Raw genomic sequence first — 25,100 nt, forward strand, 5'->3', positions numbered from 1 at the left:
AACGAATGGAAAAGGTGAAGAATCTATGATCAAAGCAGTATTTCTGGATTATACGGGAACGATCCTGCAGGAAGGCGGACCGGATATTGAAGAAATGACCATGCGCTGTGCCAAGAACAGCAATGTGAAAGACCCGAGAGCCATGATGGAATGGTGGTTCCGCAATCTTCGCATTGAAGAAGAACGCAGCTATGGGGATTCCTTCCGCTCGGAAGAAGATATCTGCATGGATCTTCTGAAAAAAGCATCACGGGAACTTGGGCTGAAAGAAGACCTGAATCAGCTTCAGCAGCTGAATATCAACTACTGGATGTATGCTCCGCTCTATACGGACGTACTTCCGTTCTTTGAACGGTGCACGAAGCCGATCTACATCATCTCCAATAACAGCGACCGATATATCAGCGTCTGCCTGAAGCGCAACGGCCTGCATGTCAATGGCATTGTCTGCGGAGATATGGTGAAAGCATACAAGCCACATAAGGAACTGTTCGAGAAGGCTCTGGAACTGAGCGAATGCAGTCCGGAAGAAGTAATTCATATCGGCGATTCCATCAATGATATGAAAGGCGCTTCTGATGCCGGCATCACGCCGATTCTGCTGGATCGGAAAAAGAAAGCAGACCACTCGGATTTCAAAGTGATCCACAGTCTGCTGGAAGGGATCCGCAGCGTATGCGAGTAACCTTCTATTACGTCAGACATGGCCAGACTCTCTTCAACAAAATCCGCCGTCTGCAGGGAAGCTGTGACAGCCCGCTCACCGAGCAGGGCATCCGGGAAGCTGAGAAAGCTGCAGAAGCACTCCGTTCGGTTCCGTTTACAAGAGCCTACTGCTCCAGCAGCGAGCGGGCTGTCGATACGGCAGCGATCATTCTGAAAGAACGGTCGCTGAAGGCAGAGCCGATGAAAGGACTCAAGGAGTTTGACTTCGGACTGATGGATGGCGCACTGATTGAGCAGGTGAAGCCGGAGATGACGGAGCGCAGAAAAAAAGATTCGTGGAAGGATATCGGCGGGGATGATACCGAATCCATCACGAATCGCATCATCAGAACGTTCTCCGAGATTCTCTCGGAGTGCAAGGATGGCGATCGGGTGCTGATTGTGTCCCATGGAAGCTACTGCCTGCATATGCTGAAGCCGCTGTTCGGCATTGATCCGGTGAAGTTCAGGGAAGAACGTTCCAAAAACGGAGCGTTTCCGGTTCCTAACGGAGGCATCATGAAATTCGAATGGGCAGATGGCAGCTGGAAGATGCTGGAACTGCCGACAGAACCAGAGAAGTTTCACGACTGATCTGGTTTTTCTTTAACCTCCTGCTCACGCATGATGGCCCGGATACTCGGATAGAGATACGTTTTTAGCTCGGCAATCGGCATCGGTTCGCTGTAGAGGATAGAGCTGTAGCAGGTGCTGCTGACGAGTTCGATGATCAGATAGATCATGACGAGGGGATCCTTGTATTTGACGGAGGATTCCTCGATGGCATCATTGAAGACCGTTGCGAAATCAACGGTATCGTTTTCGCTGGTCAGGACGTTCCTGAAGACTCCCCATGACAGGTTCTTATATATAAAGGATAGCGTCGGCTTGTCTCTGGTCAGCTGATCGATGATGTTGTCGGACATGCCGATGATTTTGTCTTCCATAGAACGGATTTCCGGCTGTGCTTCGATTGCCTGCTTTGCTTTCAGGAAGATCTGAGCAGACTTATGAGCAATGATGTGGTTGCGGATGTCGTATTTATCCTTGAAGTAGGAATAGAATGTTCCTTTCCCCAGACCGGCCCGTTCCGTGATATCGGAAATGGTCGTATGGTTGACCCCGTTGGAAGAGAACAGATCAAAAGCGGTGCTCATCAGAGCATCTTTTTTGATTCGTTTGTTCTTTGCTGCTTTTCCGTCCGTCCTCATATCTTTATTGAAATATAGCCATTTTCCGGAAAGAGTCAATTTTTCTGGCCAGGAAATGACTGAAGGTCGCAAAACAGAACGCGGATTCTGTATAGAAAAAATTATTGACCAATAGTCGAGTAGCACATATAACAGAGTGCGGATGATTTCGACTGTTGGTCGAAAAAGTCAGCGGATAGAAAGAAGTGAGGATATGGGAAAGAAACTGGGGAAATTTGTCGTCAAGAATAAAATCCTGATTCTGATCGTATCTGTACTGCTTCTGATTCCTTCGGCAATCGGCTACATTCACACGAAAGTCAACTATGATATCCTGACTTATCTTCCGGATACCATAGAGACCATGAAAGGACAGGATATCCTGAAGGAAGAATTCGGGACTGGTGCCTTCTCCATGTATATCGTGGAAGGAATGCCGGACAAGGATGTTCAGAAGCTGGAAGATCAGATCAAGGAAGTTCCGGGTGTCAAGAATGTCATCTGGTATTCCGATGTGATGGACATCAGCATTCCGAAAGAGATGCTTCCGGATGATATCTATGAAGCATTCAACAATGGGGATGCGACGATGATGTTCATCCTGTTCGATGATACGACATCAGCAGACGAGACAATTGAAGCAGTCCGCGAGATCCGCAAGCTGTCGAATGAGCAGTGCTTCGTCAGCGGCATGAGCGCAGTGCTTGTGGATACGCAGGATCTGGCAGAGAGCGAAGCACCGATCTATGTCATGCTGGCAGTGCTCTTATGCTGCATCTCGCTGATGCTGTCGATGGACAGCTACCTGGTTCCGTTCCTGTTCCTGGCATCGATCGGCATGGCCATCGTGTACAACCTCGGCACAAACCAGATACTTGGCAGCATCTCCTATATCACTAAAGCACTTGCGGCAGTCCTTCAGCTTGGCGTGACGATGGACTACAGCATCTTCCTGTGGCACAGCTATGAGGCAGAACTGGAAAAAGGCAATGAGCGGAACGATGCGATGGTGAAGGCAATTGATGAAACACTGTCTTCTATTCTCGGATCTTCGATCACGACGATCGCCGGCTTCATAGCCCTCTGCTTCATGAGCTTCCGGCTTGGCATGGATCTTGGCCTGGTGATGTCGAAGGGCGTGCTGTTCGGTGTGATTTCCTGTGTCACGATTCTTCCTGCGCTGATTCTCGTGTTTGATAAAGCGCTGAACAAGACCAGACATAAGGCCGTGCTCCCGGATCTGAAGGGCATTGGCAAGCATGTCACAAAGCATGCATATAAGTACATGGTCATTGCCCTGGTTCTTCTGATCCCGGCAGTCTACGGATATGTCCATATCCCGGTGTACTACAACCTTGGCGGAACGCTTCCGAAGACTCTGGACAGCAGCATTGCCAATGAGAAACTCGAAACCCTGTTTGACGAGAATGCAACTCATATCCTGATGGTTCCTGCTGATGAATCGGCCAAGGACATCAAGAAGATGTCTTCGGAAATGGAAGATGTCGATGGCGTGAAGTGGGTGCTGGGACTCGATACCGTCAAGGGATCCGCAATTCCGGATGACATGATTCCGGATGATCTGAAGAGCAGTCTCAAGAGCGAGAACTGGCAGATGATGCTCATTGGCAGCAAATATGCGGTCGCCACTGATGAGGTCAACAATCAGGTTACGGAACTGACTGCCATCGCAAAGAAATACAACAGCAATTCCATGCTGATCGGAGAAGCAGCTGCTACCAAGGATCTGATCTCCGTTACGGACCATGACTTCAACTGGGTATCTTCCGTATCGATCGGCATCATCTTCCTGATCATTGCATTCGTATTCCGCAGTGCTTCGCTGCCATTCATCCTGATTGCAACGATTTATCTTGGCATCACGATCAACATGGCAGTGCCGTTCTTCACCGGCCGTGAGGTGCCGTTCATCGCCAACATCGTCATCGGAACGATTCAGTTAGGATCTACCGTCGACTATGCAATCCTGATGACCACGCGCTATCGCCGTGACCGCACGAGAGGCGTTGAGAAGCAGAAAGCAGTTGAAGATGCAGTGCAGGCAAGTGCAAAGTCCATTCTGGTCTCTGCAATGAGCTTCTTTGCAGCAACCTTCGGAGTCGGCATGTATTCCAATATCGATGTCATCCGTTCGCTCTGCATCCTGATGGCAAGAGGTGCAATCATTTCCATGGGCTGTGTCATCTTTGTCCTGCCGAGCTTGCTGCTTACATTCGATAAGCTCATCACCAAAACATCAAAGCCTCAGAGAGGCTGATCCATCCAGCAGAAGGAGAAGAAATCTATGAACAAGAAACTGAGCAAAGTTCTTCATACCGGAATTGCGGCAGCGATGATGCTGAGCATGGGCAATTTCGAGGTATTCGCAGAAGAAACAGATTCAAAGAATAATGGCGGAAACGAAACGGAAACGACTTCCGGCAATACAGAAAAGATCAGCATCAATAATGACAGCAATACCGAAGGAAAAGATGAAACGGTCTATGTCATCACGGATGCGTCTGGCGAAAAGCAGAATGTCATCGTCAGCGACTGGCTGAAGAATGGCAGTTCTTCGGATATCATCAAAGACTACACAACCTTGAAAGATATCGTGAACGTAAAGGGAGATGAAACCTACAGCACGAACAATGATGGTTCTATTTCCTGGAACGCAGAAGGCAATGATATCTACTATCAGGGAACCACGGATGCAGAACTTCCGGTAGCGGTGAAGATCAGCTATCAGCTGGACGGTGCAGACATCTCTGCAGAAGATCTTGCTGGCAAGAGCGGACATGTGACCATCCGTTTCGACTATGAGAACAACAGCACCAAGGATGTCACGATCAATGGCAAGAAGACAACGATCAAGACTCCGTTTGCAATGGTGTCAGGACTTGAACTTCCGAATGATAAGTTCACGAACATCCAGGTAGAAAATGGCAAAGTCATCTCAGAAGGTGACAATGCATTTGTCATCGGCATGGCATTCCCTGGTCTCAAGGAAAGCCTGGATCTCGATGATGACAAAGATCTGAAAGACAAGATCGGCGATATTGAGATTCCGGAGTATGTTCAGATTGAAGCAGATGTTACAGACTTCTCGCTTGAGATGACCATGACACTCGCTTCTTCAAGCTTCCTGTCTGATCTGAAGGTTGATGATGACGGAACCCTGGATGAGCTCAAGGATAATATGAATACCCTTCAGAGCTCCGCCCAGGAACTGGTTGATGGGACACAGACCCTGAAAGATGGAACGGGTGATCTGGTCAGCGGTGTCGGCAAACTGAAGAGCGGTTCCTCTGACTTGAATGATGGTGCAAAGCAGCTGGCTGATGGACTGGTTACATTTGACAATACTCTGGCTTCTAACGCAAAAGATGCAGAATCTGCCTCTGCAGCAGCCCAGAAGAAAGCTGAGGCAATGATTGCAAGCCTCGAAAAGCAGCTTGCAAATCCGATGGCTCTGGTCAAGCAGCTGCAGCAGCAGGGAATTCTCACAGAAAAGGGAGAGCTCAATTCTGATGTAGCAAAGAAGCTGACAGCCCTTGGGGTTCTGAAGGAGAATGGAGAAATAAACGGTCAGAAGATCAGGGAACTTGAAGCGATGATTTCTGCTTTGCAGAATGCAGGTGTAATCAATGCGGATGGTACTCCTACTGCTGTAGTGACAGGTCTTCTGAAGACTGCAGGAGTCATGAATGAGAGCGGTATAATCGATGCCCAGAAGCTTCAGACACTGATCGGAACTCTGGAAAAAACCGGCACTATTAATACGACAGGTTCTCTGACACCTGAGACAAAGGCAATGCTGAACAGTCTCGGCGTGCTGGATGCGAATGGAAACCTGGATGCTGCAAAGTATGCAGAGGTCAAGAAAAATGGAGATCAGCTAATTGACCAGCTGATTGAGGCAAATGTGCTGACAGTGGATTCTTCCACGGGCAGCGTTTCGATGAACCAAGATCTGGTCACCACTCTTGCCAAGCTAGGTATTGTGAAAGTGAATCCTAATACCAGAAAGCCGGAAGGGGGAATCGATCCAAAGGAACTTGGCGCTGCAATGCAGCTTACTTCTCTGGTGGATCAGCTGAAACAGACTGGGATTGTCAAAGATGACAAAGATGACAAAGATGACAAAGATGACAAACTCAGTGATACATATACTTCATTGATTGCTCAGAAAATCATTGACCAGGATGGCAAACTGACGGATACCGCTAAGACGAATCTCACTCAGACGATCACAACGCTGACTCAGCTTGGCGTAATCGATTCAGAAGGCAACCTGGATCAGACAAAGCTGGCTCAGCTCACTTCTCTTCCTGCAGAACTTAAAGAACTCGGACTGGTCAAGGATGATGGAATGGTGAATGCGGAAGCAGTTACTCTGCTTACATCCCTTCAGAGCCAGCTCGCATCTATCAGCTGCATGAATGATGATGGAAGCGTGAACCAGAAAAAGCTTGACGCCTTGGTTGCTCAGCTAAAACAGGCTGGAATCATTGGTAAAAACAACCAGATTGTAAACGAGAAGATTCAGAACTATGAATCTCTGATCGGTACTCTGATTAGTCGTCGTTTATTAAACGAGAAGGGCTTAGATACTACTACGCTTTCTGCTGCTAACTTATCTAGCATTGCCGCTCTTCTCACCAACGGAATGATTACCGTAGACAATAAAACTGGAGTCGCATCGTTTGCTACTGATGCAAAGACGATTGCAATCTTGAGCTCTGAACAGTATAAACTTTTAAACGGAGATGGAACACCGACACCTGAAGGAACGCAGATGCTCGGTCTGGTCCCGCTTGCTGTTCAGGCTGGCTTGGTAACTTCTTCAGATAACAAAGAATATGCCGCGAATTTGACTGGCCTGGAAACGGATACTGCACTTATCTCTCTTGCTCAGTCTGCTGGTCTCATTTCGAAAGACGATAAAGGAAACTTGGCTGTTAATGAAGATAAGGTCAAGAGTTTGCTTGGCATTCAGAAGCAACTTGCGACTGCAGGACTTCTTAATGATGACGGAACTTTGAATTCTGATAAGATCACGCAGCTTTCCAATATGTCTGCACTCGTCAAAAAGCTTGCGGCTGCAGGTATTACAGATGAACAGGGAAATGTAAACAAAGCAAAGCTTGATGCGTTTATAGAATACTGCAAAGCAGGTACCAGCAATTCTTATACTTCGATCTCCGCAGAAGCAGTAACAACAAATTCTACTGAAACAAGAGAAAACAATGCTGTAGCTCAGATCGAGACTGTGACAGAGGAAAAGATGGAGCCTGCTGATACAGCAGCTGATGAGACTGAAGCACCAGATCAGACTGCTGAAGATAAAGCAGCAGATACTGCTGCGACTGTAGAAGCTGCACCGGCAGCGGATACGGCAGCTACAGACACTCAGGCATCAGTGAATACTGAATCCAGCTCAGATGAAACGACAGAATCTGTAGAGAATTCTGCTGCATCTGAAGCAGAAAAGACAATTGCAGATCTCAAAGCACAGCTTGCTGCAAAAGATGATGAGATTGCTTCATTAAAGAATGATCTCCAGGCAGCAAATGATGCGAAAGCGAAAGCAGAGCAGTCTGCTGCAGATGCAGTTGCACAGGCAAATCAGGAACGTGATGATGCAATAAAGGCAAAAGAAGATGCAGAAGGCAAGCTTGCAATTGCACAGCAGGCTCTGACTGCTGCAACAGCAGATAAGACAGGAGATTCCGGATCTGATAATACAGCAGCTGATAACAGTGCAGTTACCCAGAGTGCAGATATGAGCAATGTGACACCTGCTCAGATGGCTGCAGTCCTTGCTTCGTCCAGTTCTGATACAGGTGACTTCTCTCTGACAGAAGAACAGATTAAAGCAATTCTGACAGAATACACGAAGACAGTTGCTGAAGCTGCCGGACAGGCTGGCGCAAAGCAGGCAATTGATACGATTCGCTCGAATGCGGATTACAAGAAACTGATCGATGGTGCTCGTCAGCTCAGTGATGGTGCTTCTGAACTGAACAGCGGCGTGAATACACTGCAGACTGGGGCTCTCCAGCTTGATGATGGTGCTCAGGAACTGCTGGATGGCATGACGAAGTTCAAGGAAGAAGGAATTGATCAGCTGGCAGATCTCTTCGGGGATAATCTGACTGATGTGGTTGATCGTCTGAAGGAAGTCTGCGATGCTGGTGCAGAGTACAGCAGCTTTGCAGGCAATGATGATAACGGAACGAATACCGTGAAGTTCATCTTCAAGACGGATGCGATCAAGTCAGCTTCTGACAGTGAGAACTGATCACAGCAGAAGGGCGGAGAAATCCGCCTTTTGCGTATCAGAAAGCAGAAAAACGAGTGTTGACGGTAGCGATTGGCGTGTGCTACATTAGTTAAGCATTTGAGGAGTTTTTCGTTATGGCAAAGGACGACAAGGTTATTCTGGCATGCAGCGTATGCCTGTCCAGGAACTACACGACTTCCCGGAAGAAAAACAGCACCAAAAGACTGGAGCTTATGAAATACTGCCCGAAGTGCGGTAAGAAGACGCTCCATAAGGAAACCAGGTAGGAGGCTTCATATAGTATGGATAAAACGTTCAGCTGGAGCGGTATTAAAAAGGAAGCGAAGCGGGTTCGCTGGCCGAAGACAAAAGATACGATGTCTAATACCGGAGAAGTTGTGATTTTTACGGCTTTCTTCGCTGTATTCTTTGTTCTTTGTGATCTTCTGGTAAGCGGACTGATTCAGACGATCGGAATCGGAGCGTAATCATGACAGAAGAGAAGAAGATCAATCCGGTAATTGATGACGAGCACGAAAAGCGCTGGTATGTAGTCAATACGTATGCCGGACATGAGAACCGTGTCAAAGAAAATCTGGAAAAGCGTGTGGAGTCCATGGGCATCCAGGACAGCCTGTTCCGGATTGTCGTTGCGGAAGAGCCTGAAATTGAGATCAAGAATGGCAAGACCATAGAGAAGATGAAGAACATGTTCCCGGGATATGTCTTTGTGGAAATGAAGATGACCGATGAAGCATGGTATGTTGTCCGTAATACACCAGGAGTCACCGGATTCATCGGTTCTTCCGGCGGCGGTGCTAAGCCGTTCCCGGTTTCTCCGGTAGAGATGGAATCCATTCTGAGAAGAATGGGCCAGAGCGATAAGAAGGTCACCGTCGACTTTGAGGTTGGCGATATGGTCAAGATTCTGACCGGACCGTTCTCCGGCATGGAGGGCAAGGTCAGTGCGATGAATGATCAGACGCAGACTGCAAGTGTCATGACAATGCTGTTTGGCCGTGAGACGCCGACGGATATCGCATACAACGATCTCGAGAAAGTAAAAGAGTAATCTGAAGCCGTTTTCCTGCATTGGAAACGGCTTTTTTCGACTTTCAAAAAGGACTTGAAACAAAGGGGAGTGAATGGTATATTATTGGAGCACGCCTCAATAGCTCAGTCGGCAGAGCATGCGGCTGTTAACCGCAGTGTCACAGGTTCGAGCCCTGTTTGAGGCGCCATTTTTATGAAATAAGCCAAACTTGCCTGGCTGAATAAGAAAGGGACTGCTGGTTAAAGTGGCCCCGTTGTCAAGGACAGTTTTCTGACAGTTCGGGTTTCTGAGGGTCACATGCATTGATCAAGACGGAAGACAGCTGAATCATAGCTGTCTTCTTTCTGTATTCAGCAGGTTTCAGAGAGATGTTTCCGGATCATCAGTGCTCGGATGATTCATTCTGCGCATGACGAAAACATCTTCTGGCCAGGGGAAGTAAGCTGCTCTATTCTTTCTGTGCCTGTATCAGTAAAGAGCGTCCATTTCTGTGACGTAGTCAAATGGCGGTGTGTTCTTCCATTCCTGCGGATTCTCAAGCTTCTTCTTCAGTTCTTCATCTGCTGTTTCGTAAGCTTTTCCTGCTGCTCTCACTCGCTCCAGAAGTGCTTCCAGTTCTCTGATTTCCTCATTGGAGTCTTCAATGAGCGTATTCAGTTTCTGAATTTCTTTCTTCAGCTTCTTCTGATCTGTCGCAATGATGTGCATCGGAAGGAGCTTCTTTTCTGCTTCCTTCTTCTTCTGAACGTTTTCTTCCCGCTTCTTCTTCAGATAGTTCAGATGATCCTCTACCAGGCTTTCAACCGGCCTCATCCGATCTCCTGCGATACCGTAGTAGTTATCTAATGGATAGACTCCTGTAGTCTTGTACTGATAGAACTCCGCAGGAGTAAGACCGGCAAGATCATACTGATAAGCTTTCTCATTGTAGTGGTGCATATAGCCTGCAATCAGATCTCTGACTGTCTGATAGTCCGGACACATCTCGATCAGCTTCAGAAGCTGGCACTTCATTCTTCCGAAGAAGGATTCCATCGGTACGTTGTCCTTGCTGTTCCCGCGCCTGGACATGGAATGCACGAAGCCGTCGTCTTCGAGCAGCTTCTGAAAGGTAACGGACAGGTACTGACTCCCCTGATCGGAATGAATCAGAGCGTCCGGATGATTCAGTTCGCTGCGATGCTGGTCCATCATACGGTGATAGGCTTCTGTAACCAGAGAGACATCCATATGCCTGCTTACTGCTGATCCCAGGATTTCCCTCGTGAATCCATCCTTGAACGCACACAGATAGCAGAGCTCGCGATTACTTCCATAGTAGAGATAGGTAATGTCTGTCAGGATCACTTTCCGCGGGCTGTCACCGAAGTCACGATCGACATAGTTCTGCTTGGCATCACATGGATGGAAATGAGTTGCCTGTCCCTTATAGGCATCTTTATGAGGGACATATGCGGTAATGCGCATTTCTTTCATCAGTCTGGTGATCCGTTTTCTGCTCACCCTGAGATCGTAATCACGCCACAGGTAAGTACGGAAGGTCCGCGCTCCGGGAATTCCGCAGTGCTTATGGATGATTGAGATCATCTTCTCCTTGATCTCCCGGTCTTCTTTCTGCGTTTTCGTTTCCACAGGATTCTCAAATCGTTTCTTCCAGCTGTAATAGCCGCTGGAACTGCAGCCGAAGATCCGGAACAGATCTGATGCCGAGAACTGATGAACATGTCCTGCTGGCTGAGTCTCCTGCTTCTGAAGAGTGTAATACACCATTCTGAACTTCTGATGGTTCTTCAGTTCGGATTCGATGATGTATTCGTCTCCGCCAATAGTTCGTGTACTTTTTTTTCCAGTTCGAGCAGTGCTTCCAGATAAGCTGTCCGTGCTTTGTAATAAGCGGCTTCTTCCTCCGGCGTCAGATCTCCCATCTCATCACGGGGAATACTCCCGTCAAATCTGGAAGGATCAACGAACGATCCGTCTTTCTCCATCTCTCTGGCACGCTTGGCAGCACTGTTTGCACGATCAGTACCCAGTTCCTTTACCGGGAAGCCGAGTGATTCATAAGCTTCCACTCCCGTCATTCCTTTGTTCATCTGCTGACACATCCTGATATAGAACTCCGTCTTGTAGATCAGATTCGTTCCGTGAATGTCCTTCACGTATTCGTTCTTCTCTGCAATTTCCTGAATGGCACTGCGTTTCTCGTAATACTTCGTTTTCTTCTTACCCATCTCTATTACCTCTCTATGATTCCGATGGTATCACAGCACCAAGATCTGCAGCGTGCTTCCGTGCCTTTTCTGCAGACCTGGCCATCATGCGGTCATACTTTGCCTGTTCCCTGGAAAGGTATTCCTGGTATTCCTGCTCAGAAAGATTGTTCAGATAGACGGCAAAGTCCATCGGTGTCTTTCTGCCGCGGTTCCATTGCGGCCGTTCAAAGTTGTAATAGTCAATGTAGTCATTGATTTTCTGCCGGATCTCAGACGTATCATGGGCATCGGAGAAGTCAGCTTCATCTTTCATATGCCCGAAGAAGGATTCCATGGATGCGTTATCCCAGCAGTTTCCACGCCGTGACATGGACTGAACGAATCCCATCTTCTTCAGCTTCTTCTGAAACGCATCGGAAAGATACAGTGCCCCCTGATCGGAATGAAATACCATTCCTGTCGAACAGACGGTATTCTGATCCTGATCTTTCATGATTCCGCTCAGCATCTCATCAGTAAGGTTCAGATCCTGTGTATCGCTTACTGCAGAAGACAGAATCAGGCCGGAAACACTGTCTTTGATCGGAGAGTAATAGGAAGTATTTCCCCGGCAGTCTTTGATATAGGTGACATCTGTCATGACCTGTTCATAAGGTTTCCCAAGACGAAATCTGCGCTTCAGCACATTCTCTTTCCGGTTCCTCTGAAGCAGTTCTCTGGCTGCCTGCCTGGATTTCTTCGGTGCTCTGACCGTACACAGCAGTCCGGCCTTTCTCATCAGCCTCTGAACTTTCTTGCGGTTCATGACCGTCTTCTGCAGCTTCGGCATCATCATGGTCACCATGCGGGTTCCTTTCGGATATCCGCGGTATTCAATCACTTTCCTGATCCGTTCAATGTCTTTCTCATCCTGACGCTGTTTTCCGTTGGAAACATAGTATCTCAGACGATAGAAGCGAGAGTGGCTGAAGCCGAGGATTCTGCACGCACCGCTGATCGAGAATCCTCTGACGTAAGGGAAGGCTTTCACCTGATCATGAATGAGATCACACACTTTCCGGAGAGTCTCAGGAGAAGTAATACGAAGGCTTTCTCTTAGCTCACTCATTTTTCTCTCTTCCATCTTCTCCATCAGCTCGCACAGTTTCTTCGCGGTGCTGAGATCCAGAGCGGCAAGATGAACCTTTCTGTTAACACGATCCGGCTTCCAGTGCAGAAGCTTATATCGAATCCGCATCAGTTCTCCCGCGCTGAGCAAGTCTGCAGGAATCTCAAATACCTGCATTACATCCAGAATCGGAAGGTCTCTGATCAGATAAGCACATTCATAGAATTCTGATCGGAGGGAAAGTTTTTTCCGGGTGACTGTTCTGACCCAGGAACAGCTCTTCAGTTCAGAAATCACTTCATCGGAACGGAAAAATTTACCCGTAACAGGTAATTTTCCTTCCAGAAGGAGTTTAAGCCTATGGATTCTCTGATAACCGATCCGGTTCGGATCAATGCCGTGCTCCTTCAGAAGCGTTCTAAGGTCAGTGCCAGGATATCTCCTTATCGCTTCTTTAACGAACGCATCTGAAAAAGAGATGCCGCCACGAGCTCTGACGAATACTCCGGTGTCAATGAGCAGCTGGATTTCTTCTTCTGAAAGCTTCGGCGCAGAAACAGAAATCGAAGGCCCATTTCCATTGGTGGGGTGACCATGTTTTCTGAAATTCTCAGTCAGTTTCTTAATCACTTGGTTCCCTATCATTTTCGTGGAGATTCCATTGTTCTCCAGGAACTTGCGGATCTCGTGATGAGAGACATACCAGTCATACATCCGGCATCTGAACTCATAGGTGAATGCGATGTGATTCGTCCGGATGAATTTCACATTCGGATTAGCCTGGAGAATCTGGATTTCCTCTGGAGAGAAGAATACATAATCAGTTTTAGGATTGCGTTTTCTGGATTTTCTGCCCATAAAAATGGCCCCTGCAGGAGGACCTCAGCACTGTCAGAGTGCTGTCCTTTCTACAGGGACCACTTTAGGTGCAGTCTTTTTCTTTATATCTGAATGAAAAGAATTGCACAATATGGAAAATATTTCAGAAAATCTGAAAATTATATGAATCAAAGTGTTGAAATGGTGAAACCGTGACTCTATAATAGGAACATCTTCTTCAGAAGATAGAAAACGAGGGAAGGAATTATGAAGTTTGAAAAGTTCTTCAAAGGAGGACTGGCGGTTGCGATGGCAGCGTCATTAGCAGCCTGCGGAAGTTCTTCCAGCACATCGTCCTCGACCGCTGCAGCTTCTGACACTGCGGCAGCCGAATCTGCTTCTGCTGCTACTGCAGCTACCAGCTCCAAGCCGTTTGTTCTCGGTGGTTCCGGTCCTATTACCGGTGACGCTGCAGTGTATGGTCTGGCTGTCATGCATGGCGCTCAGATCGCTGTTGATGAGATCAACGCAGCTGGCGGCAAGGTAAGCTTCGATTTCCATTTCGAAGATGACCAGGCTGATGGCGAGCAGGCCGTTTCTGCTTATAACACTCTGGTTGATGATGGCATGCAGGTTTCCCTGCTGACCACGACTTCCGGTGCTGGCCAGTCGGTTGCTCCGCTGTACAAGGAAGACAATATCTTCGCAATCACTCCGTCCGGGTCTTCGACCGCAATCGTATACCAGGATGCGACCAATGAAGCAAATCCTTATGGCAATGTTTTCCAGATGTGCTTCACGGATCCGAACCAGGGCCGTGCTTCGGCAGACTATATTGCAGAACATAGTGATCTTGGCACCAAGATTGCTGTCATCTACCGCAACGATGATAACTATTCCAATGGACTTTATACGAAGTTCATGGAAGAAGCTGAAGCTAAGGGACTTTCAATTGTCTATCAGGGTGCGTTCCAGGAAGGCACCACCGACTTCTCGGTTTACATTCAGGGTGCTCAGTCAGCTGGTGCTGATCTGGTATTCCTTCCTATTTATTACCAGCCGGCTTCTCAGATTCTCTCAGCAGCTAGCAATGCTGGCTATGCTCCGACCTTCTTCGGATGCGATGGCATGGATGGAATCCTGACTCTGGAAGGTTTCGATACTTCTCTTGCTGAAGGACTGTATATGCTTACACCGTTCTCTGCTGATGCTTCAGATGAGAAGACACAGAGCTTCGTTACCAAGTACAAGGAAGCTTATGGTGAGACTCCGAACCAGTTCGCAGCTGATGCTTATGACAGTGTTTATGCAATTGCACAGGCTCTTGAGGCTTCTGATGTGACAGCTGATTCTTCCACCGATGATATCACAGCTGCTCTGATTGCACAGTTCACCTCGATGACATTCGATGGCATTACCGGTACTGGTGTCACATGGTCTGCTGATGGTACAGTTTCCAAGGATCCGAAGGCTGTTGTGATCAAGGACGGTGCTTACGTCAGCGCTGAGTAAGACAGGATTTACTGAATAAGATAATGGAGGCTGCCAGCACGCACTTGCATTGGCAGCCTCTGTTTCGCATATGATAGTAGAGGGAGGTAACAGCATATGATGTCTTTTCTGTCATACCTGATCAGCGGACTCGGACTGGGAAGCGTATATGCGATTATCGCTCTGGGCTACAGCATGGTTTACGGCATTGCCAAGATGCTGAACTTTGCCCATGGCGATATCATCATGATCGGCGCATTTGCCGCATATTTCTGCATATACACGTACCATCTGCCGGTATTCGTGGCAGTCATTATTTCAGTGGTGGTCTGCACGGTACTTGGTGTAGTGATTGAACGGCTTGCTTACAAACCGCTCCGCGAGGCTTCGAGTCTTTCGGTTCTCATCACGGCAATCGGCGTATCCTATTTTCTGGAGAACGCTGCGATGATGCTGTGGGGAACGGATACGAAGATTTTCCCGACGATTCTGAGCGGTTCTCTGAATGTCGGGGGAGTCAATATCTACTACACAACCCTGGTCACGATTGCAGTCTGCATTGCCATCATGCTGGTACTTACCTGGTTCATCAACAACACGAAAACCGGACGTGCGATGCGTGCATGTTCTGAAGATAAGGGTGCTGCTGCTCTGCAGGGAATCAACGTGAACAAGATCATCTCGATCACGTTCGCGATCGGTTCCGGCCTTGCGGCAATTGCAGCGATCCTGCTTTGTGCGACGTTCCCTTCTGTCTATCCTACCCTCGGTTCCATGCCTGGCATCCGTGCTTTCACGGCTGCTGTTCTCGGCGGCATCGGTTCGATTCCAGGCGCATTCCTCGGAGGAATGCTGCTGGGTGTCATCGAGAACCTCTCGAAGGCATATATCTCTGCACAGCTCTCTGATGCCATCGTGTTCGGCGTCCTGATTGTCGTGCTTCTTCTGAAGCCGGCCGGACTGCTTGGCAAGAAGGTCAATGAGAAGGTATAAGGAGGAGACCGTATGAAGAAGAATGCACTTTCATCTATCTTCGGACCGAAAGTCCGCAAGCGTACGATCTCTTATGTATTGGTTCTTGCGCTGTTCGTCATTGTCCAGATTCTGAGATCCTCCGGATCTCTGACTCGTCAGATCACATCCCTGCTTGTGCCGGTATGTGCATATACGGTTGCAGCAATCGGCCTCAACATGAACGTCGGTATTTCCGGAGAACTGAACCTCGGCCAGGCTGGATTCATGAGTGTCGGCGGATTCAGTGCCGTCGTATGCTCTTCCGTTCTTTCAGGTTCTGTTACCAGCGGTCCGGTCAGACTGCTGATCTCGATCGTTGTCGGCGCATTGATTGCAGGCGTGATCGGCTGGCTGATCAGCATTCCGGTTTTGAAGCTGGAAGGCGACTATCTTGCGATTGTCACCCTGGCATTCGGCCAGATCATCATGGCGCTGATCAACAACATGTATATCGGCTATGACAGCACCGGGCTTCATTTCTCGTTCGTGAATAACACGCTGAAACTTGGCGAGGGCGGAGTCATGATCGTCAGCGGCCCGATGGGAACTGCAGGCATTCAGACCCTCTCAAGCTTCACTGCCGGCGTGATTCTGATCGTCATCGCCTTGATCATCGTCTACAACCTGATCTATTCCAAGAGCGGCAGAGCCATTCAGGCATGCCGTGACAACCGCATTGCGGCAGAGACCATCGGCATCAATGTCGCCAAGACCAAGACGCTTGCCTTTGTGGTATCGGCTGGTCTGGCCGGGGCCGCCGGTGCGCTTTACATGCTGAACTATTCTTCTGTTGCGGCAACTAAGTTCGACTTCAATACTTCCATCCTGATCCTCGTTTATGTCGTGCTTGGCGGTCTTGGCAATATGACCGGAACGATCATCTCCACAATCGTGCTGGTGATGCTGCCGGAGATGCTGCGCTTCCTATCCAGCTATCGTATGCTGATCTATGCACTCGTGCTGATTGCGATCATGCTGATCTCCAATAATGAGAAGCTGAAGACCTGGGCAGAAGAATTCAGGGAAAAGCACTTTTCAAAGAAAGGAGTGAAGACCAATGAGTGAAGTCAAGTCTGAAACTCCGGTTCTTGAAGTAAAGGAACTCGGAATCGATTTCGGCGGTCTGACAGCTGTCAATGATCTGAACATGTATGTGAAGCCGGAAGAGATCTATGGTCTGATCGGCCCGAATGGTGCCGGCAAGACAACGGTATTCAACATGCTCACAAGAGTCTATCAGCCTTCCCGCGGCAAGATCTATCTGTGCGGAAAAGATACGGACGGCATGGATACGATCGCCGTGAACAAGGCAGGAATTGCCCGTACGTTCCAGAATATCCGTCTGTTCCAGAACATGACGGTTCTCGATAACGTCAAAGCAGGCATGCACAATGCAATCACGTATTCTCCGTTTGACAGCATCATCCGCTCTGGCAGATTCCGTCAGCAGGAGAAAGAAGTCGAAGAGAAAGCACTCTCCCTGCTTGAGATCTTTGAACTGAAAGACGAAGCAGATACCGTTGCTGGTTCGCTCCCGTATGGTCCTCAGAGAAGACTTGAGATTGCAAGAGCGATGGCTACGGAACCGAAACTGCTGCTTCTGGATGAACCGGCCGCCGGCATGAACCCGCAGGAAACCGAGGAACTCATGAAGATGATCCGGTTTGTCAGAGATCATTTCCATATCTCAATTCTTCTGATCGAGCATGATATGCGTCTGGTCATGGGCATCTGCGAAAGGATCACGGTCCTGAACTACGGCACGCTGCTTGCCCAGGGCACGCCGGCAGAGATCCAGGCGAATCCGGAAGTCATCAAGGCTTATATAGGAGATTAGTGAATATGCTGAAAGTGGAAAATCTGGTCGTGCGCTATGGCATGATTGAAGCAATCAAGGGAATCTCCTTCGAAGTCAATGACGGCGAGATCTGCACGCTGATTGGTGCGAACGGTGCCGGCAAGACGACAACGATGCATACGATCTCAGGTCTTCTGAGACCGGCATCCGGAAAGATCGAACTGGATGGGGTTGATATCACGAAGGTCCCGAACTACAAGATCGTCGAGATGGGTATTGCCCAGTGTCCGGAGCGCCGCCGCGTATTTGCGCAGCAGACGGTTGAGGACAACTTGATTCTCGGAGCGTATACCCGCAAAGACAAAGACGGTATTGCCGCAGATATGAAGAAGGTCTATGAGCTCTTCCCGCGTCTTCTGGAGCGCAAGAAGCAGCTTGCCGGAACGCTGTCCGGCGGCGAGCAGCAGATGCTGGCCATGGGCAGAGCGCTGATGGCAAAGCCGAAGATCATCCTGCTGGATGAGCCTTCCATGGGTCTTTCTCCGTTACTGGTCAAGGAAATTTTCCATATCATCGAAGATATCAACAAGCAGGGCGTCACGGTGCTTCTCGTTGAGCAGAACGCAAAGATGGCGCTTGCGATTGCTGATCGTGCATACGTGCTGGAAACTGGTAGAATAACATTGCAGGGAACCGGAGCGGAGCTTGCAAACGATCCGCGGGTCCAGAAAGCATATCTCGGAGGCTGATCATTATGTATGTTAAGGATTTCATGACGAAGAATCCGGTTGTCATCACCAAGGATACTTCCATTCGCAAAGCACTCGATCTGATGGCACACCATGATTTTCATCGTCTGCCGGTTGTTGATGAAAACGGCAAGCTGATCGGATTGGTCACAGGCGGACTCGTAGACGAAAGCACAGGCGTGAAGTCCACGTCGCTGTCGGTCTATGAGCTGAATTATCTGCTGCAGAAGACACCGGTTTCCGACATCATGATCACGGATGTCGTCACGATTGATCCGGACGCCTTTGTCGCAGATGCCGCCAAGAAGATGATCGATCACAAGATCAATGTGCTGCCGATCATCGAGGCAGATGGAAAGATCACCGGCATCATCACGGAAAAGGATATCTTCCAGGCGTTTGTGGAGCTGCTGGGCTACGGAACTCAGGGAACCAGATTCGTATTCCATATGGAAGACAAGCCGGGCGAATTCGCAAAGGTATGCGCTCTGTTTGCACAGGAGAATGCAAACCTCGAGAATCTTGCCATTTACCACAATGCTGAGCGCGGCACGGAAGTAGTCGTGAAGGCAACCGGCGAAGTCTCTGTCGAGAAGATGCGCCAGGTTCTGGTCGATGCGGGATATGAGATCACGGATATCTTCCAGAATAAGAAAGACGGCACCACTGAGCATTTCAAGGTGAAATAAGCATTCTGCATAGCCAGGCAATGTCCTGGCTGTTTTTAGAAAGAAAAATATGAGGAGTTCTGATGGATTATTATGATCTTGTGTTCTACATTCTCGATCTCATGATTCTGATTATGGAAATCCGCATGATCCGGGTTTCGCAGAAAGTTGAGATCAGGACCAATGCTGGTCCGCGCTGGCTGATTCCGGTACTGTTCTGGGCAGTTGCAGCAGTGGGAATGTTCAATTATTCAGGTATTTTCCGCATCGCCCAGACGATTGCTCTGGTCGTGCTCGGCATCGTCTACTGGTTCATGCAGAGCGGTCTGTCCCCGGATGGCATCGTGATTATCGGAAGACTTTATCCGTGGAATAAAGTATCAAAGGTCCACATCGATGAAGCAGAGAAGAACGTGACATTCAATATCGGCAAAGGACCGGTAACTGTTCCGTTCAAAAAGGCCGATATGAAAGAAGTGCGTGCCTATATGTCCAGGCATGGCGGCATTGCAAAGAAGAATGTCAGGACCAAGTGAAGAGGTGAAAGCAGATGAATGAAGTTATCCGTGTTCTGGAAAACCGGAAGAGCGTCCGCGGCTATAAGCCGGAACTGATTCCGGAAGCAGATCTGAATCAGATTGCTGAGGCTGGTCTGCATGCCCCGAGCGGCATGAATCGCCAGTCGGCAAAGCTGGTTGTCATCACAGATCCGTCTATCATGAAGCAGCTCAGCGAGATGAATTGCAGAATCATGGGCGGTGAGAAGGATCCGTTCTACGGTGCTCAGGAGATGATTCTCGTACTGGCAGACAAGACTGCTCCTACGTATGTGTACGATGGTGCTCTTGTGATGGGCAATCTGCTCAATGCGGCTTATGCACTTGGCTATGGTGCCTGCTGGATTCATCGGGCCAAGGAAGAATTCGAGTCGGAAGAAGGAAAAGAACTTCTGAAAAAATGGGGCATTGAAGGAGAATGGGAAGGCATCGGCCACTGCATCATCGGCTATCCTGTGGATCCGATTCCGGCTCCGGTCCCGATCAAGGAAGGAAGAATCATAAGAGTCTGATTAGATTCTGCTCTTCTTCTGCAGCAATTTCTTCTTCTGATCTGTTTTCATAATAGGGAGGAAGAAAGATACGAAGAAAGCAGCTTTATTGTATGCATGCATTCTGCTTGCAGGGTGTGCAGAAAAGAATATGAATACTGCGATCGCAAATCCATGGACAGATGCTGCGACTTTGGAACAGATGGTTTCAGCAACCGGAATCTCTTTTGAGGTGCCTTCTTCCATTGAAGGAAATGCACTGTGTTCCTATCGCTATATGGAAGGCCTGGATGAAGCAGATTATGAAGGAGAGATCACGATCCGGAAAGGAAGCGGCTGTGAAGATGTGAGCGGAGACTATAACGAGTATCCGTTCAGTTTGGAAAGTGATGGAGTTCTTCTGAAAGGGATGACCGAAGGAATCTATGAGAATGCGGTCTGGAGTGCAGATGGATACAGCTATTCCATTACGATGAATCCGGGCACGGAGAACGGATTCTCTGAAGAAGTCATCCTGGGCATTGTGAATAAAGTGAAGTGAGGGTTCATGAGCGAACCATCTTATGCAGAACTGAGGGCAAGGAAAGTGCTGTCCGAGTACGGAGACAGTATTTTCAGACTGGCTTTTACGTTCGTGCATAATGCGCAGGATGCGCAGGAAGTTGTTCAGGATACGCTGATTCAGATGCTGAGATATGATCCTTCGTTTGACACGGAGAAGCAGGAAAAGGGCTGGCTGCTGAAGACAGCTGCCAACCTGAGCCGGAACAAGCTGAAGTTCAATAAAGTCCGGGAGACTGATGAACTGGATGAGCGGCTGAAGGCAGAAGAGAAACCGGATCTCGCATTTGTATGGGATGCGGTGAAGACTCTTCCGAGGGATTATCAGAGTGCGATCTACCTGTTTTATAAAGAAGGATATTCGACAAAAGAGATTGCAGAAATACTGAAGAAGCGCGAGAGCTCGGTGCGCTCCGATCTTGCCAGGGCCAGAAAGCAGCTGAAGCTGATTCTGAAGGAGGATTATGACTTTGAGGAATAAGTATGATGAGCTGATGGAAGAAGTTCATCTCTCTTCTGAGAAGCAGGAAGAGATCCTGAAGAATATTGCCGCTGCAGATCTGAAGCCGAAGAAGAGATTCTTTGCGAGATACGGAAAACAGCTGACGGCTGCAGCAGCAGTGCTTCTTCTGGCAATCGTTCTGATCCCGCAGGTGCAGATGAGATCTGCAGTGGTGAGCCAGGATTCTGCCCCCGAAGGGTTAGCGCTTGCAAGTGCGGCAGAAGAAGTGCCCGATGCAAAGACGCTGAAGAAAGAAACCGGACTGACCTTCACCGAACCGAAGCTGCCGTTTGAAATCACTTCCGTGTCATATCTGAACTACGGGGATATGGCAGAAGTGATCTATACCGGAACGAGAAATGAAGCGGTCTACCGGATCGGCAGCGGAGAAGAGGACAACTCCGGAGACTATACGGAATACCAGGAAACAGAGGAACGGGAGATTACCGGGGTGAAGGTTCGGGTATCCATCGACCAGGATGGAAATCATCTGGCTGTCTGGAGCAAAGACGGAGAATCGTATTCGCTCTGCTTCACGACTTCCGTAAGCGAGGAAGAGATGAACCAGGCAGTGGAAAGCTCGTTGGAATGAGCGGGGAACTGTAAGGGCTTCCTGCTTTTTTGCGTCGACTTTTGGCCATTTCTGTGTCATATTATTGTCTAGCGAAGAGAGGCATGCATGAGTTCATCAGACGATATCAAGAAACAAAATGCCCAGCGTGCGCTAGCGATTCTTGCGATCGCAGCGGTCATCACGCTGACCATCTGGCTGATTGTGCGCCTCTTCGGAAAGCAGTTCACTGTTCTGTTCCAGATGCTGAATCGAGGCGACGAGGATGAGATTGCGGCCTACCTGAATGCCCAGGGGAAATGGCAGGGAATGCTCAGCATCTACCTGATCTCGATCCTGCAGGTTGTTTCCATCTTCATTCCGGGCATGGTGATTCAGCTGGCTGCTGGTCTGGTATACGGATGGCCAAGAGGCTTTCTGATGACCTATACCGGCTTTGTCTCAGGGAATGTGCTTGTTTTTCTCGTGGCGAGAAAGCTTGGAAGCAAAATCAATGATCTGATGCCGAAGAGTGCGAAGTCCAACTGGCTGGTAGATAAGATCAACGGGGCAAACTCTGCATTTGTGATCGGGCTTGCCTGCCTGATTCCGGGAGTGCCGAATGGCATTATTCCGTATCTGGCCTCAACGACTGATCTGACTCCGAAGAAGTTTGCGTTCGCCATTGCGGCATCGTGCTGGATTCAGATTCTCTGCAACTGCATTGCTGGTCATTTCCTGGTGCGCGGAGAATATCTGTTCATGATTCTGTCCTTTGCGGTTCAGATTCTGATTATCGTCCTGGTTGCGTCCAACCGGGAGAAAGTTCTTGCCTGGGGCAGCAAGTTCACGCACCGTCATTCCAAGTAATAGTTCCGGAAAGGAATCTGAATGAAGATTACAGTGTTTCTGGGCTCTTCTTCCGGAGCTCGCCCGGAGTTTGAACAGGAAGCGGAAGAACTAGGTGCCTGGATTGCAGATCAGGGGCACGTGCTGGTATATGGCGGTGCTTCCTGCGGCACGATGGGCAGTCTGGCCAGAGGGGCGATCCGCCATCATGGAACGGTGATCGGCATCATGCCGCAGTTCATGGTTTCTCATGGCAGGCTGCTGGATGGCCTTTCGGAAACGATCGTGGTCCCGGATATGGAAACCCGGAAACAGAAGATGCTGGAACTCGGGGAAGTATATCTGGCGATGCCTGGGGGACCGGGAACGCTGGAAGAGATCGCAGATGCATATTCGCAGGTTCGCCTTCAGATCCATCATGGAAGGCTGATCTGCTATGGACCGGATGGTTTCTGGAAGCCGCTTCAGAGTCTGATCCTGGAAATGAAAGAATGCGGATTTGCCGATCAGAATGCGGCAGATCTGATTTCTTTTCCCGGGACATATGCAGAACTGATTGAGCTTCTCACGGAAATTGCAGGAGGGAAAGCATGAGAAAAGCAGCTGTAACAGCATTGGCCGCAGTACTGGTTCTCTCCGGATGTTCAGCCGCAGAGCAGACTGCGACGTCGGCTCCGGCAGAAAGCACCGCAGCAGTTCAGAATGAAGTGACTTCTGCCAATGGATACGGACAGGGAGAAACAGGCGACCTCATTCATACGTCATTCTTCGACTGGACGGTGAATGATGCCTGGCAGACCGATGAATATGAAGGCATTACGCCTGCTGCTGAGCATTCGCTGCTGGTGGTCAATATGACGCTGACTGATACAAGGACAGAGGAATCAGTTCCGATGTATGATTCAGACTTCCAGGTTCAGTGGGGTGGATCTGAAGATACGGATTTTGCGGTTCCGGTCACTTATGAGAGTTCAATTGAAGGCGGCGAAACGATGTTTGCGGCCCAGTATACGCTGGAGCCAGGTGCGCCGGTCACGAATAATCTGGTATTCGAGGTTCCGTCGGGATATACCGACTTCTCAATGCTGTTTCAGGAATACTTCTCAGATGAATCGCTGGGCGATCTGTTCTGCGTGAAGTTCTCAGCAGTCTACCGCTGAGGCTTCTGATACAGCGTGCGGCTGACGACGATGGAGTTCGGATTCAGATATTCGCTGTTCAGAAAAGACAGATAAGCGCCTGGCGTGACAATGCCAGACAAGTCGATCAGGTTCAGATCCTTGTTGCGGATCAGCGTATCGGCCAGCAGCACGCAGTTGGTATATGTGACAAAGTACGTGCGGAACTGTCCTTTCGTGAACTTATAGAACTGGCAGTGCGTATATTCATAGACTCTGCTTGCATAGTCATGGAATCCTTCGAAAGGGATTCCTTTTTCTTCGCAGATCTGTGCTTTCGGTTTCCATGGAATCGTGCGTTCCATCATATGGGCGATATTCTGTTCCAGCTGCTTCTTTTCTTCTGCAGTCAGACAGATGCCATAAGAGAGAATGGTCTTATGCTCAACTTCGAGGTGCTGATTGCGGAACGCTTTTTCTTCCGATACCATCAGGACTCCGTCCCCATAGATGCCGAACATCTTCCTGGCCAGAGGATCATGACAGCCATAGGAATAGATCGTTCCCTGATAAGCAATATCCAGATGCCCGAGAATCTCCGGGCCTTCGCCTTTCAGGTATACATAAACGCGGAGATCAGCATCCGGTTCTTCCGGCTTGAGCTGCTGACCGGATTCCTTGATGAGCTTTGAAATCGAGATGTATGCCCGCAATGGCAGGAAGATCGAGAAGAATACCGGCATCGGAACCGAAAAAGCTCTGCGTTTTTCCGGGGTGACATCCGGGTTGGTGACCAGCAGATGATAGGCCAGAGAGATCAGGCCGCTGCCGATAAAGTAGATGCCGGCAAAGAGGGTCAGCAGATCTGTCTTCGCATTCAGGTTCCTTCCGAAGATCATGAAGATGCCGAGCAGGGCGGAAATGATTCCTGATGCCAGCATTCCGGCTGCTCCGCGCAGCTCGTCTCTTTGATCGACGTGCCAGGTGACGAGGTACACATATGCGTGCAGCAGCATCCACCAGCCGTAGAAGACATGAACCCAGTGGAGATAATCATCCGGGGTCAGCAGCAGATATACGGCAAAGCCGACCTGGATCGCAATCAGCAGGTACTCCATCTTGCTTCCGCTCTTGTATCCCCGGATGATTGACCAGGCAAGGCCGAAAGCAGAATAAAAAGAATAGCTGATGGTCAGAATATAGAGGATGCGCCAGCCGGTGACGTGGTTGGTCAGAAACAGGATTCCGATTGCACAGACCATGAGGTCTTCTGCACAGTTTCCGATCCGATCAAACCAGTTTCTGTTCTTCATGTAGGGTATCTTAGCACGAATTGCGAAAGAGAAGCGCATGCAAGTGCTTTGCGGAATACAGAGG

The 25,100-nt window shown here is 49.0% G+C and carries 26 protein-coding genes and 1 tRNA gene; 22 read left to right on the forward strand and 5 right to left on the reverse strand.

The genetic code is table 11. From position 1 onward, the window contains the following. Nucleotides 1-25: 25 nt before the first annotated feature. On the forward strand, nucleotides 26-685 hold the full coding sequence (locus tag C7E00_RS01105; RefSeq protein ID WP_167836415.1) for an HAD family hydrolase: 660 nt from the start codon (nucleotides 26-28) through the stop codon (nucleotides 683-685). After that, nucleotides 676-1,299, forward strand: coding sequence for a histidine phosphatase family protein (locus tag C7E00_RS01110; protein WP_105302530.1), 624 nt, complete (start codon nucleotides 676-678; stop codon nucleotides 1,297-1,299). Before C7E00_RS01105 ends, C7E00_RS01110 begins: the two co-directional genes overlap by 10 nt. Here the strand turns inward: C7E00_RS01110 and C7E00_RS01115 are convergent. Beyond that, nucleotides 1,290-1,862: a TetR/AcrR family transcriptional regulator gene (locus C7E00_RS01115; RefSeq protein WP_204378532.1), complete on the reverse strand. Its 573-nt coding sequence runs from the start codon at nucleotides 1,860-1,862 to the stop codon at nucleotides 1,290-1,292. The genes C7E00_RS01110 and C7E00_RS01115 overlap by 10 nt on opposite strands. 247 nt (nucleotides 1,863-2,109) lie before the next feature. Between C7E00_RS01115 and C7E00_RS01120 the strand changes: the two genes are divergently transcribed. From C7E00_RS01120 to C7E00_RS01145, 6 genes are all read left to right on the forward strand, one after another. Further along, entirely contained in the window at nucleotides 2,110-4,173 is a 2,064-nt protein-coding gene (locus C7E00_RS01120; protein WP_105302532.1) for an efflux RND transporter permease subunit, read from the forward strand. Between the two features lie 27 nt (nucleotides 4,174-4,200). Next, nucleotides 4,201-8,199 (forward strand): prolipoprotein diacylglyceryl transferase, encoded by a 3,999-nt coding sequence (locus tag C7E00_RS01125; RefSeq protein ID WP_105302533.1) that lies wholly within the window; start codon nucleotides 4,201-4,203, stop codon nucleotides 8,197-8,199. A 116-nt stretch (nucleotides 8,200-8,315) separates the two neighbouring features. Beyond that, nucleotides 8,316-8,468 (forward strand): 50S ribosomal protein L33, encoded by a 153-nt coding sequence (rpmG, locus tag C7E00_RS01130; RefSeq protein ID WP_105302534.1) that lies wholly within the window; start codon nucleotides 8,316-8,318, stop codon nucleotides 8,466-8,468. Between the two features lie 15 nt (nucleotides 8,469-8,483). Continuing rightward, a complete protein-coding gene (gene secE / locus C7E00_RS01135) occupies nucleotides 8,484-8,669 on the forward strand; it encodes a preprotein translocase subunit SecE (protein ID WP_105302535.1) in 186 nt (61 codons plus the stop codon). A 2-nt stretch (nucleotides 8,670-8,671) separates the two neighbouring features. After that, nucleotides 8,672-9,253, forward strand: a complete 582-nt coding sequence (nusG, locus tag C7E00_RS01140; RefSeq protein ID WP_154504377.1) for a transcription termination/antitermination protein NusG — start codon at nucleotides 8,672-8,674, stop codon at nucleotides 9,251-9,253. Nucleotides 9,254-9,346: 93 nt separating this feature from the next. Continuing rightward, nucleotides 9,347-9,422 (forward strand) — tRNA-Asn (locus C7E00_RS01145). Nucleotides 9,423-9,703: 281 nt separating this feature from the next. Here the strand turns inward: C7E00_RS01145 and C7E00_RS01150 are convergent. From C7E00_RS01150 to C7E00_RS01160, 3 genes are read right to left on the reverse strand one after another with little or no spacing between them, the layout of a single operon-like run. Continuing rightward, entirely contained in the window at nucleotides 9,704-11,005 is a 1,302-nt protein-coding gene (locus C7E00_RS01150; RefSeq protein ID WP_105302536.1) for an IS3 family transposase, read from the reverse strand. A gap of 20 nt (nucleotides 11,006-11,025) precedes the next feature. Continuing rightward, nucleotides 11,026-11,466 carry a hypothetical protein gene (locus C7E00_RS01155; protein WP_105302473.1) on the reverse strand — a complete coding sequence of 147 codons (441 nt, stop codon included), beginning with the start codon at nucleotides 11,464-11,466 and terminating at the stop codon, nucleotides 11,026-11,028. Between the two features lie 13 nt (nucleotides 11,467-11,479). Then, nucleotides 11,480-13,414, reverse strand: coding sequence for an IS3 family transposase (locus tag C7E00_RS01160; RefSeq protein ID WP_105302474.1), 1,935 nt, complete (start codon nucleotides 13,412-13,414; stop codon nucleotides 11,480-11,482). 228 nt (nucleotides 13,415-13,642) lie between these two features. Here C7E00_RS01160 and C7E00_RS01165 point away from each other — a divergent pair, with 228 nt between their 5' ends. From C7E00_RS01165 to C7E00_RS01230, 14 genes are all read left to right on the forward strand, one after another. Further along, nucleotides 13,643-14,887 (forward strand): ABC transporter substrate-binding protein, encoded by a 1,245-nt coding sequence (locus tag C7E00_RS01165; protein ID WP_105302537.1) that lies wholly within the window; start codon nucleotides 13,643-13,645, stop codon nucleotides 14,885-14,887. A 96-nt stretch (nucleotides 14,888-14,983) separates the two neighbouring features. Beyond that, nucleotides 14,984-15,859: a branched-chain amino acid ABC transporter permease gene (locus C7E00_RS01170; RefSeq protein WP_235897242.1), complete on the forward strand. Its 876-nt coding sequence runs from the start codon at nucleotides 14,984-14,986 to the stop codon at nucleotides 15,857-15,859. A 12-nt stretch (nucleotides 15,860-15,871) separates the two neighbouring features. Further along, on the forward strand, nucleotides 15,872-16,945 hold the full coding sequence (locus C7E00_RS01175) for a branched-chain amino acid ABC transporter permease (protein ID WP_105302538.1): 1,074 nt from the start codon (nucleotides 15,872-15,874) through the stop codon (nucleotides 16,943-16,945). After that, nucleotides 16,938-17,717, forward strand: coding sequence for an ABC transporter ATP-binding protein (locus C7E00_RS01180; RefSeq protein WP_105302539.1), 780 nt, complete (start codon nucleotides 16,938-16,940; stop codon nucleotides 17,715-17,717). Before C7E00_RS01175 ends, C7E00_RS01180 begins: the two co-directional genes overlap by 8 nt. A gap of 5 nt (nucleotides 17,718-17,722) precedes the next feature. Continuing rightward, entirely contained in the window at nucleotides 17,723-18,427 is a 705-nt protein-coding gene (locus C7E00_RS01185) for an ABC transporter ATP-binding protein (protein WP_204378533.1), read from the forward strand. A gap of 5 nt (nucleotides 18,428-18,432) precedes the next feature. Beyond that, nucleotides 18,433-19,116: a CBS and ACT domain-containing protein gene (locus C7E00_RS01190; protein ID WP_105302541.1), complete on the forward strand. Its 684-nt coding sequence runs from the start codon at nucleotides 18,433-18,435 to the stop codon at nucleotides 19,114-19,116. 62 nt (nucleotides 19,117-19,178) lie between these two features. After that, entirely contained in the window at nucleotides 19,179-19,631 is a 453-nt protein-coding gene (locus tag C7E00_RS01195) for a hypothetical protein (RefSeq protein WP_105302542.1), read from the forward strand. A gap of 14 nt (nucleotides 19,632-19,645) precedes the next feature. Next, nucleotides 19,646-20,164 carry a nitroreductase family protein gene (locus C7E00_RS01200; protein ID WP_105302543.1) on the forward strand — a complete coding sequence of 173 codons (519 nt, stop codon included), beginning with the start codon at nucleotides 19,646-19,648 and terminating at the stop codon, nucleotides 20,162-20,164. Nucleotides 20,165-20,294: 130 nt separating this feature from the next. Continuing rightward, nucleotides 20,295-20,684 carry a hypothetical protein gene (locus tag C7E00_RS01205; protein WP_135358124.1) on the forward strand — a complete coding sequence of 130 codons (390 nt, stop codon included), beginning with the start codon at nucleotides 20,295-20,297 and terminating at the stop codon, nucleotides 20,682-20,684. Between the two features lie 6 nt (nucleotides 20,685-20,690). Beyond that, nucleotides 20,691-21,185 (forward strand): RNA polymerase sigma factor, encoded by a 495-nt coding sequence (locus C7E00_RS01210; RefSeq protein WP_105302545.1) that lies wholly within the window; start codon nucleotides 20,691-20,693, stop codon nucleotides 21,183-21,185. Then, nucleotides 21,169-21,798: a hypothetical protein gene (locus tag C7E00_RS01215; RefSeq protein ID WP_105302546.1), complete on the forward strand. Its 630-nt coding sequence runs from the start codon at nucleotides 21,169-21,171 to the stop codon at nucleotides 21,796-21,798. The genes C7E00_RS01210 and C7E00_RS01215 overlap by 17 nt, the downstream gene beginning before the upstream one ends. An 87-nt stretch (nucleotides 21,799-21,885) precedes the next feature. Further along, nucleotides 21,886-22,626, forward strand: coding sequence for a TVP38/TMEM64 family protein (locus C7E00_RS01220; protein WP_105302547.1), 741 nt, complete (start codon nucleotides 21,886-21,888; stop codon nucleotides 22,624-22,626). A 21-nt stretch (nucleotides 22,627-22,647) separates the two neighbouring features. Next, nucleotides 22,648-23,199, forward strand: a complete 552-nt coding sequence (locus tag C7E00_RS01225; protein ID WP_105302548.1) for an LOG family protein — start codon at nucleotides 22,648-22,650, stop codon at nucleotides 23,197-23,199. Further along, nucleotides 23,196-23,765: a DUF4352 domain-containing protein gene (locus C7E00_RS01230; protein WP_105302549.1), complete on the forward strand. Its 570-nt coding sequence runs from the start codon at nucleotides 23,196-23,198 to the stop codon at nucleotides 23,763-23,765. The genes C7E00_RS01225 and C7E00_RS01230 overlap by 4 nt, the downstream gene beginning before the upstream one ends. On the opposite strand, the gene C7E00_RS01235 is transcribed toward C7E00_RS01230, so the two are convergent. Beyond that, the gene (locus tag C7E00_RS01235; RefSeq protein WP_105302550.1) at nucleotides 23,756-25,036 is read right to left on the reverse strand and encodes a DUF308 domain-containing protein; all 1,281 of its coding nucleotides are present in this window, start codon (nucleotides 25,034-25,036) and stop codon (nucleotides 23,756-23,758) included. The two genes, C7E00_RS01230 and C7E00_RS01235, sit on opposite strands and share 10 nt — an antisense overlap. Between the last annotated feature and the right edge of the window lie 64 nt (nucleotides 25,037-25,100).

Source organism: Anaerolactibacter massiliensis (assembly GCF_900290205.1).
Classification (GTDB): domain Bacteria; phylum Bacillota_I; class Bacilli_A; order Erysipelotrichales; family Erysipelotrichaceae; genus Bulleidia; species Bulleidia intestinalis.

What these genes read in the sequence shown, in the direction of transcription:
- C7E00_RS01105 (WP_167836415.1), top strand. Translation starts at nt 26, where the DNA reads ATGATCAAAGCAGTATTTCTGGATTATACGGGAACGATCCTGCAGGAA.
- C7E00_RS01110 (WP_105302530.1), top strand. Translation starts at nt 676, where the DNA reads ATGCGAGTAACCTTCTATTACGTCAGACATGGCCAGACTCTCTTCAAC.
- C7E00_RS01115 (WP_204378532.1), bottom strand. Translation starts at nt 1,862, where the DNA reads ATGAGCACCGCTTTTGATCTGTTCTCTTCCAACGGGGTCAACCATACG.
- C7E00_RS01120 (WP_105302532.1), top strand. Translation starts at nt 2,110, where the DNA reads ATGGGAAAGAAACTGGGGAAATTTGTCGTCAAGAATAAAATCCTGATT.
- C7E00_RS01125 (WP_105302533.1), top strand. Translation starts at nt 4,201, where the DNA reads ATGAACAAGAAACTGAGCAAAGTTCTTCATACCGGAATTGCGGCAGCG.
- rpmG (WP_105302534.1), top strand. Translation starts at nt 8,316, where the DNA reads ATGGCAAAGGACGACAAGGTTATTCTGGCATGCAGCGTATGCCTGTCC.
- secE (WP_105302535.1), top strand. Translation starts at nt 8,484, where the DNA reads ATGGATAAAACGTTCAGCTGGAGCGGTATTAAAAAGGAAGCGAAGCGG.
- nusG (WP_154504377.1), top strand. Translation starts at nt 8,672, where the DNA reads ATGACAGAAGAGAAGAAGATCAATCCGGTAATTGATGACGAGCACGAA.
- C7E00_RS01150 (WP_105302536.1), bottom strand. Translation starts at nt 11,005, where the DNA reads ATGGTGTATTACACTCTTCAGAAGCAGGAGACTCAGCCAGCAGGACAT.
- C7E00_RS01155 (WP_105302473.1), bottom strand. Translation starts at nt 11,466, where the DNA reads ATGGGTAAGAAGAAAACGAAGTATTACGAGAAACGCAGTGCCATTCAG.
- C7E00_RS01160 (WP_105302474.1), bottom strand. Translation starts at nt 13,414, where the DNA reads ATGGGCAGAAAATCCAGAAAACGCAATCCTAAAACTGATTATGTATTC.
- C7E00_RS01165 (WP_105302537.1), top strand. Translation starts at nt 13,643, where the DNA reads ATGAAGTTTGAAAAGTTCTTCAAAGGAGGACTGGCGGTTGCGATGGCA.
- C7E00_RS01170 (WP_235897242.1), top strand. Translation starts at nt 14,984, where the DNA reads ATGATGTCTTTTCTGTCATACCTGATCAGCGGACTCGGACTGGGAAGC.
- C7E00_RS01175 (WP_105302538.1), top strand. Translation starts at nt 15,872, where the DNA reads ATGAAGAAGAATGCACTTTCATCTATCTTCGGACCGAAAGTCCGCAAG.
- C7E00_RS01180 (WP_105302539.1), top strand. Translation starts at nt 16,938, where the DNA reads ATGAGTGAAGTCAAGTCTGAAACTCCGGTTCTTGAAGTAAAGGAACTC.
- C7E00_RS01185 (WP_204378533.1), top strand. Translation starts at nt 17,723, where the DNA reads ATGCTGAAAGTGGAAAATCTGGTCGTGCGCTATGGCATGATTGAAGCA.
- C7E00_RS01190 (WP_105302541.1), top strand. Translation starts at nt 18,433, where the DNA reads ATGTATGTTAAGGATTTCATGACGAAGAATCCGGTTGTCATCACCAAG.
- C7E00_RS01195 (WP_105302542.1), top strand. Translation starts at nt 19,179, where the DNA reads ATGGATTATTATGATCTTGTGTTCTACATTCTCGATCTCATGATTCTG.
- C7E00_RS01200 (WP_105302543.1), top strand. Translation starts at nt 19,646, where the DNA reads ATGAATGAAGTTATCCGTGTTCTGGAAAACCGGAAGAGCGTCCGCGGC.
- C7E00_RS01205 (WP_135358124.1), top strand. Translation starts at nt 20,295, where the DNA reads ATGAATACTGCGATCGCAAATCCATGGACAGATGCTGCGACTTTGGAA.
- C7E00_RS01210 (WP_105302545.1), top strand. Translation starts at nt 20,691, where the DNA reads ATGAGCGAACCATCTTATGCAGAACTGAGGGCAAGGAAAGTGCTGTCC.
- C7E00_RS01215 (WP_105302546.1), top strand. Translation starts at nt 21,169, where the DNA reads ATGACTTTGAGGAATAAGTATGATGAGCTGATGGAAGAAGTTCATCTC.
- C7E00_RS01220 (WP_105302547.1), top strand. Translation starts at nt 21,886, where the DNA reads ATGAGTTCATCAGACGATATCAAGAAACAAAATGCCCAGCGTGCGCTA.
- C7E00_RS01225 (WP_105302548.1), top strand. Translation starts at nt 22,648, where the DNA reads ATGAAGATTACAGTGTTTCTGGGCTCTTCTTCCGGAGCTCGCCCGGAG.
- C7E00_RS01230 (WP_105302549.1), top strand. Translation starts at nt 23,196, where the DNA reads ATGAGAAAAGCAGCTGTAACAGCATTGGCCGCAGTACTGGTTCTCTCC.
- C7E00_RS01235 (WP_105302550.1), bottom strand. Translation starts at nt 25,036, where the DNA reads ATGAAGAACAGAAACTGGTTTGATCGGATCGGAAACTGTGCAGAAGAC.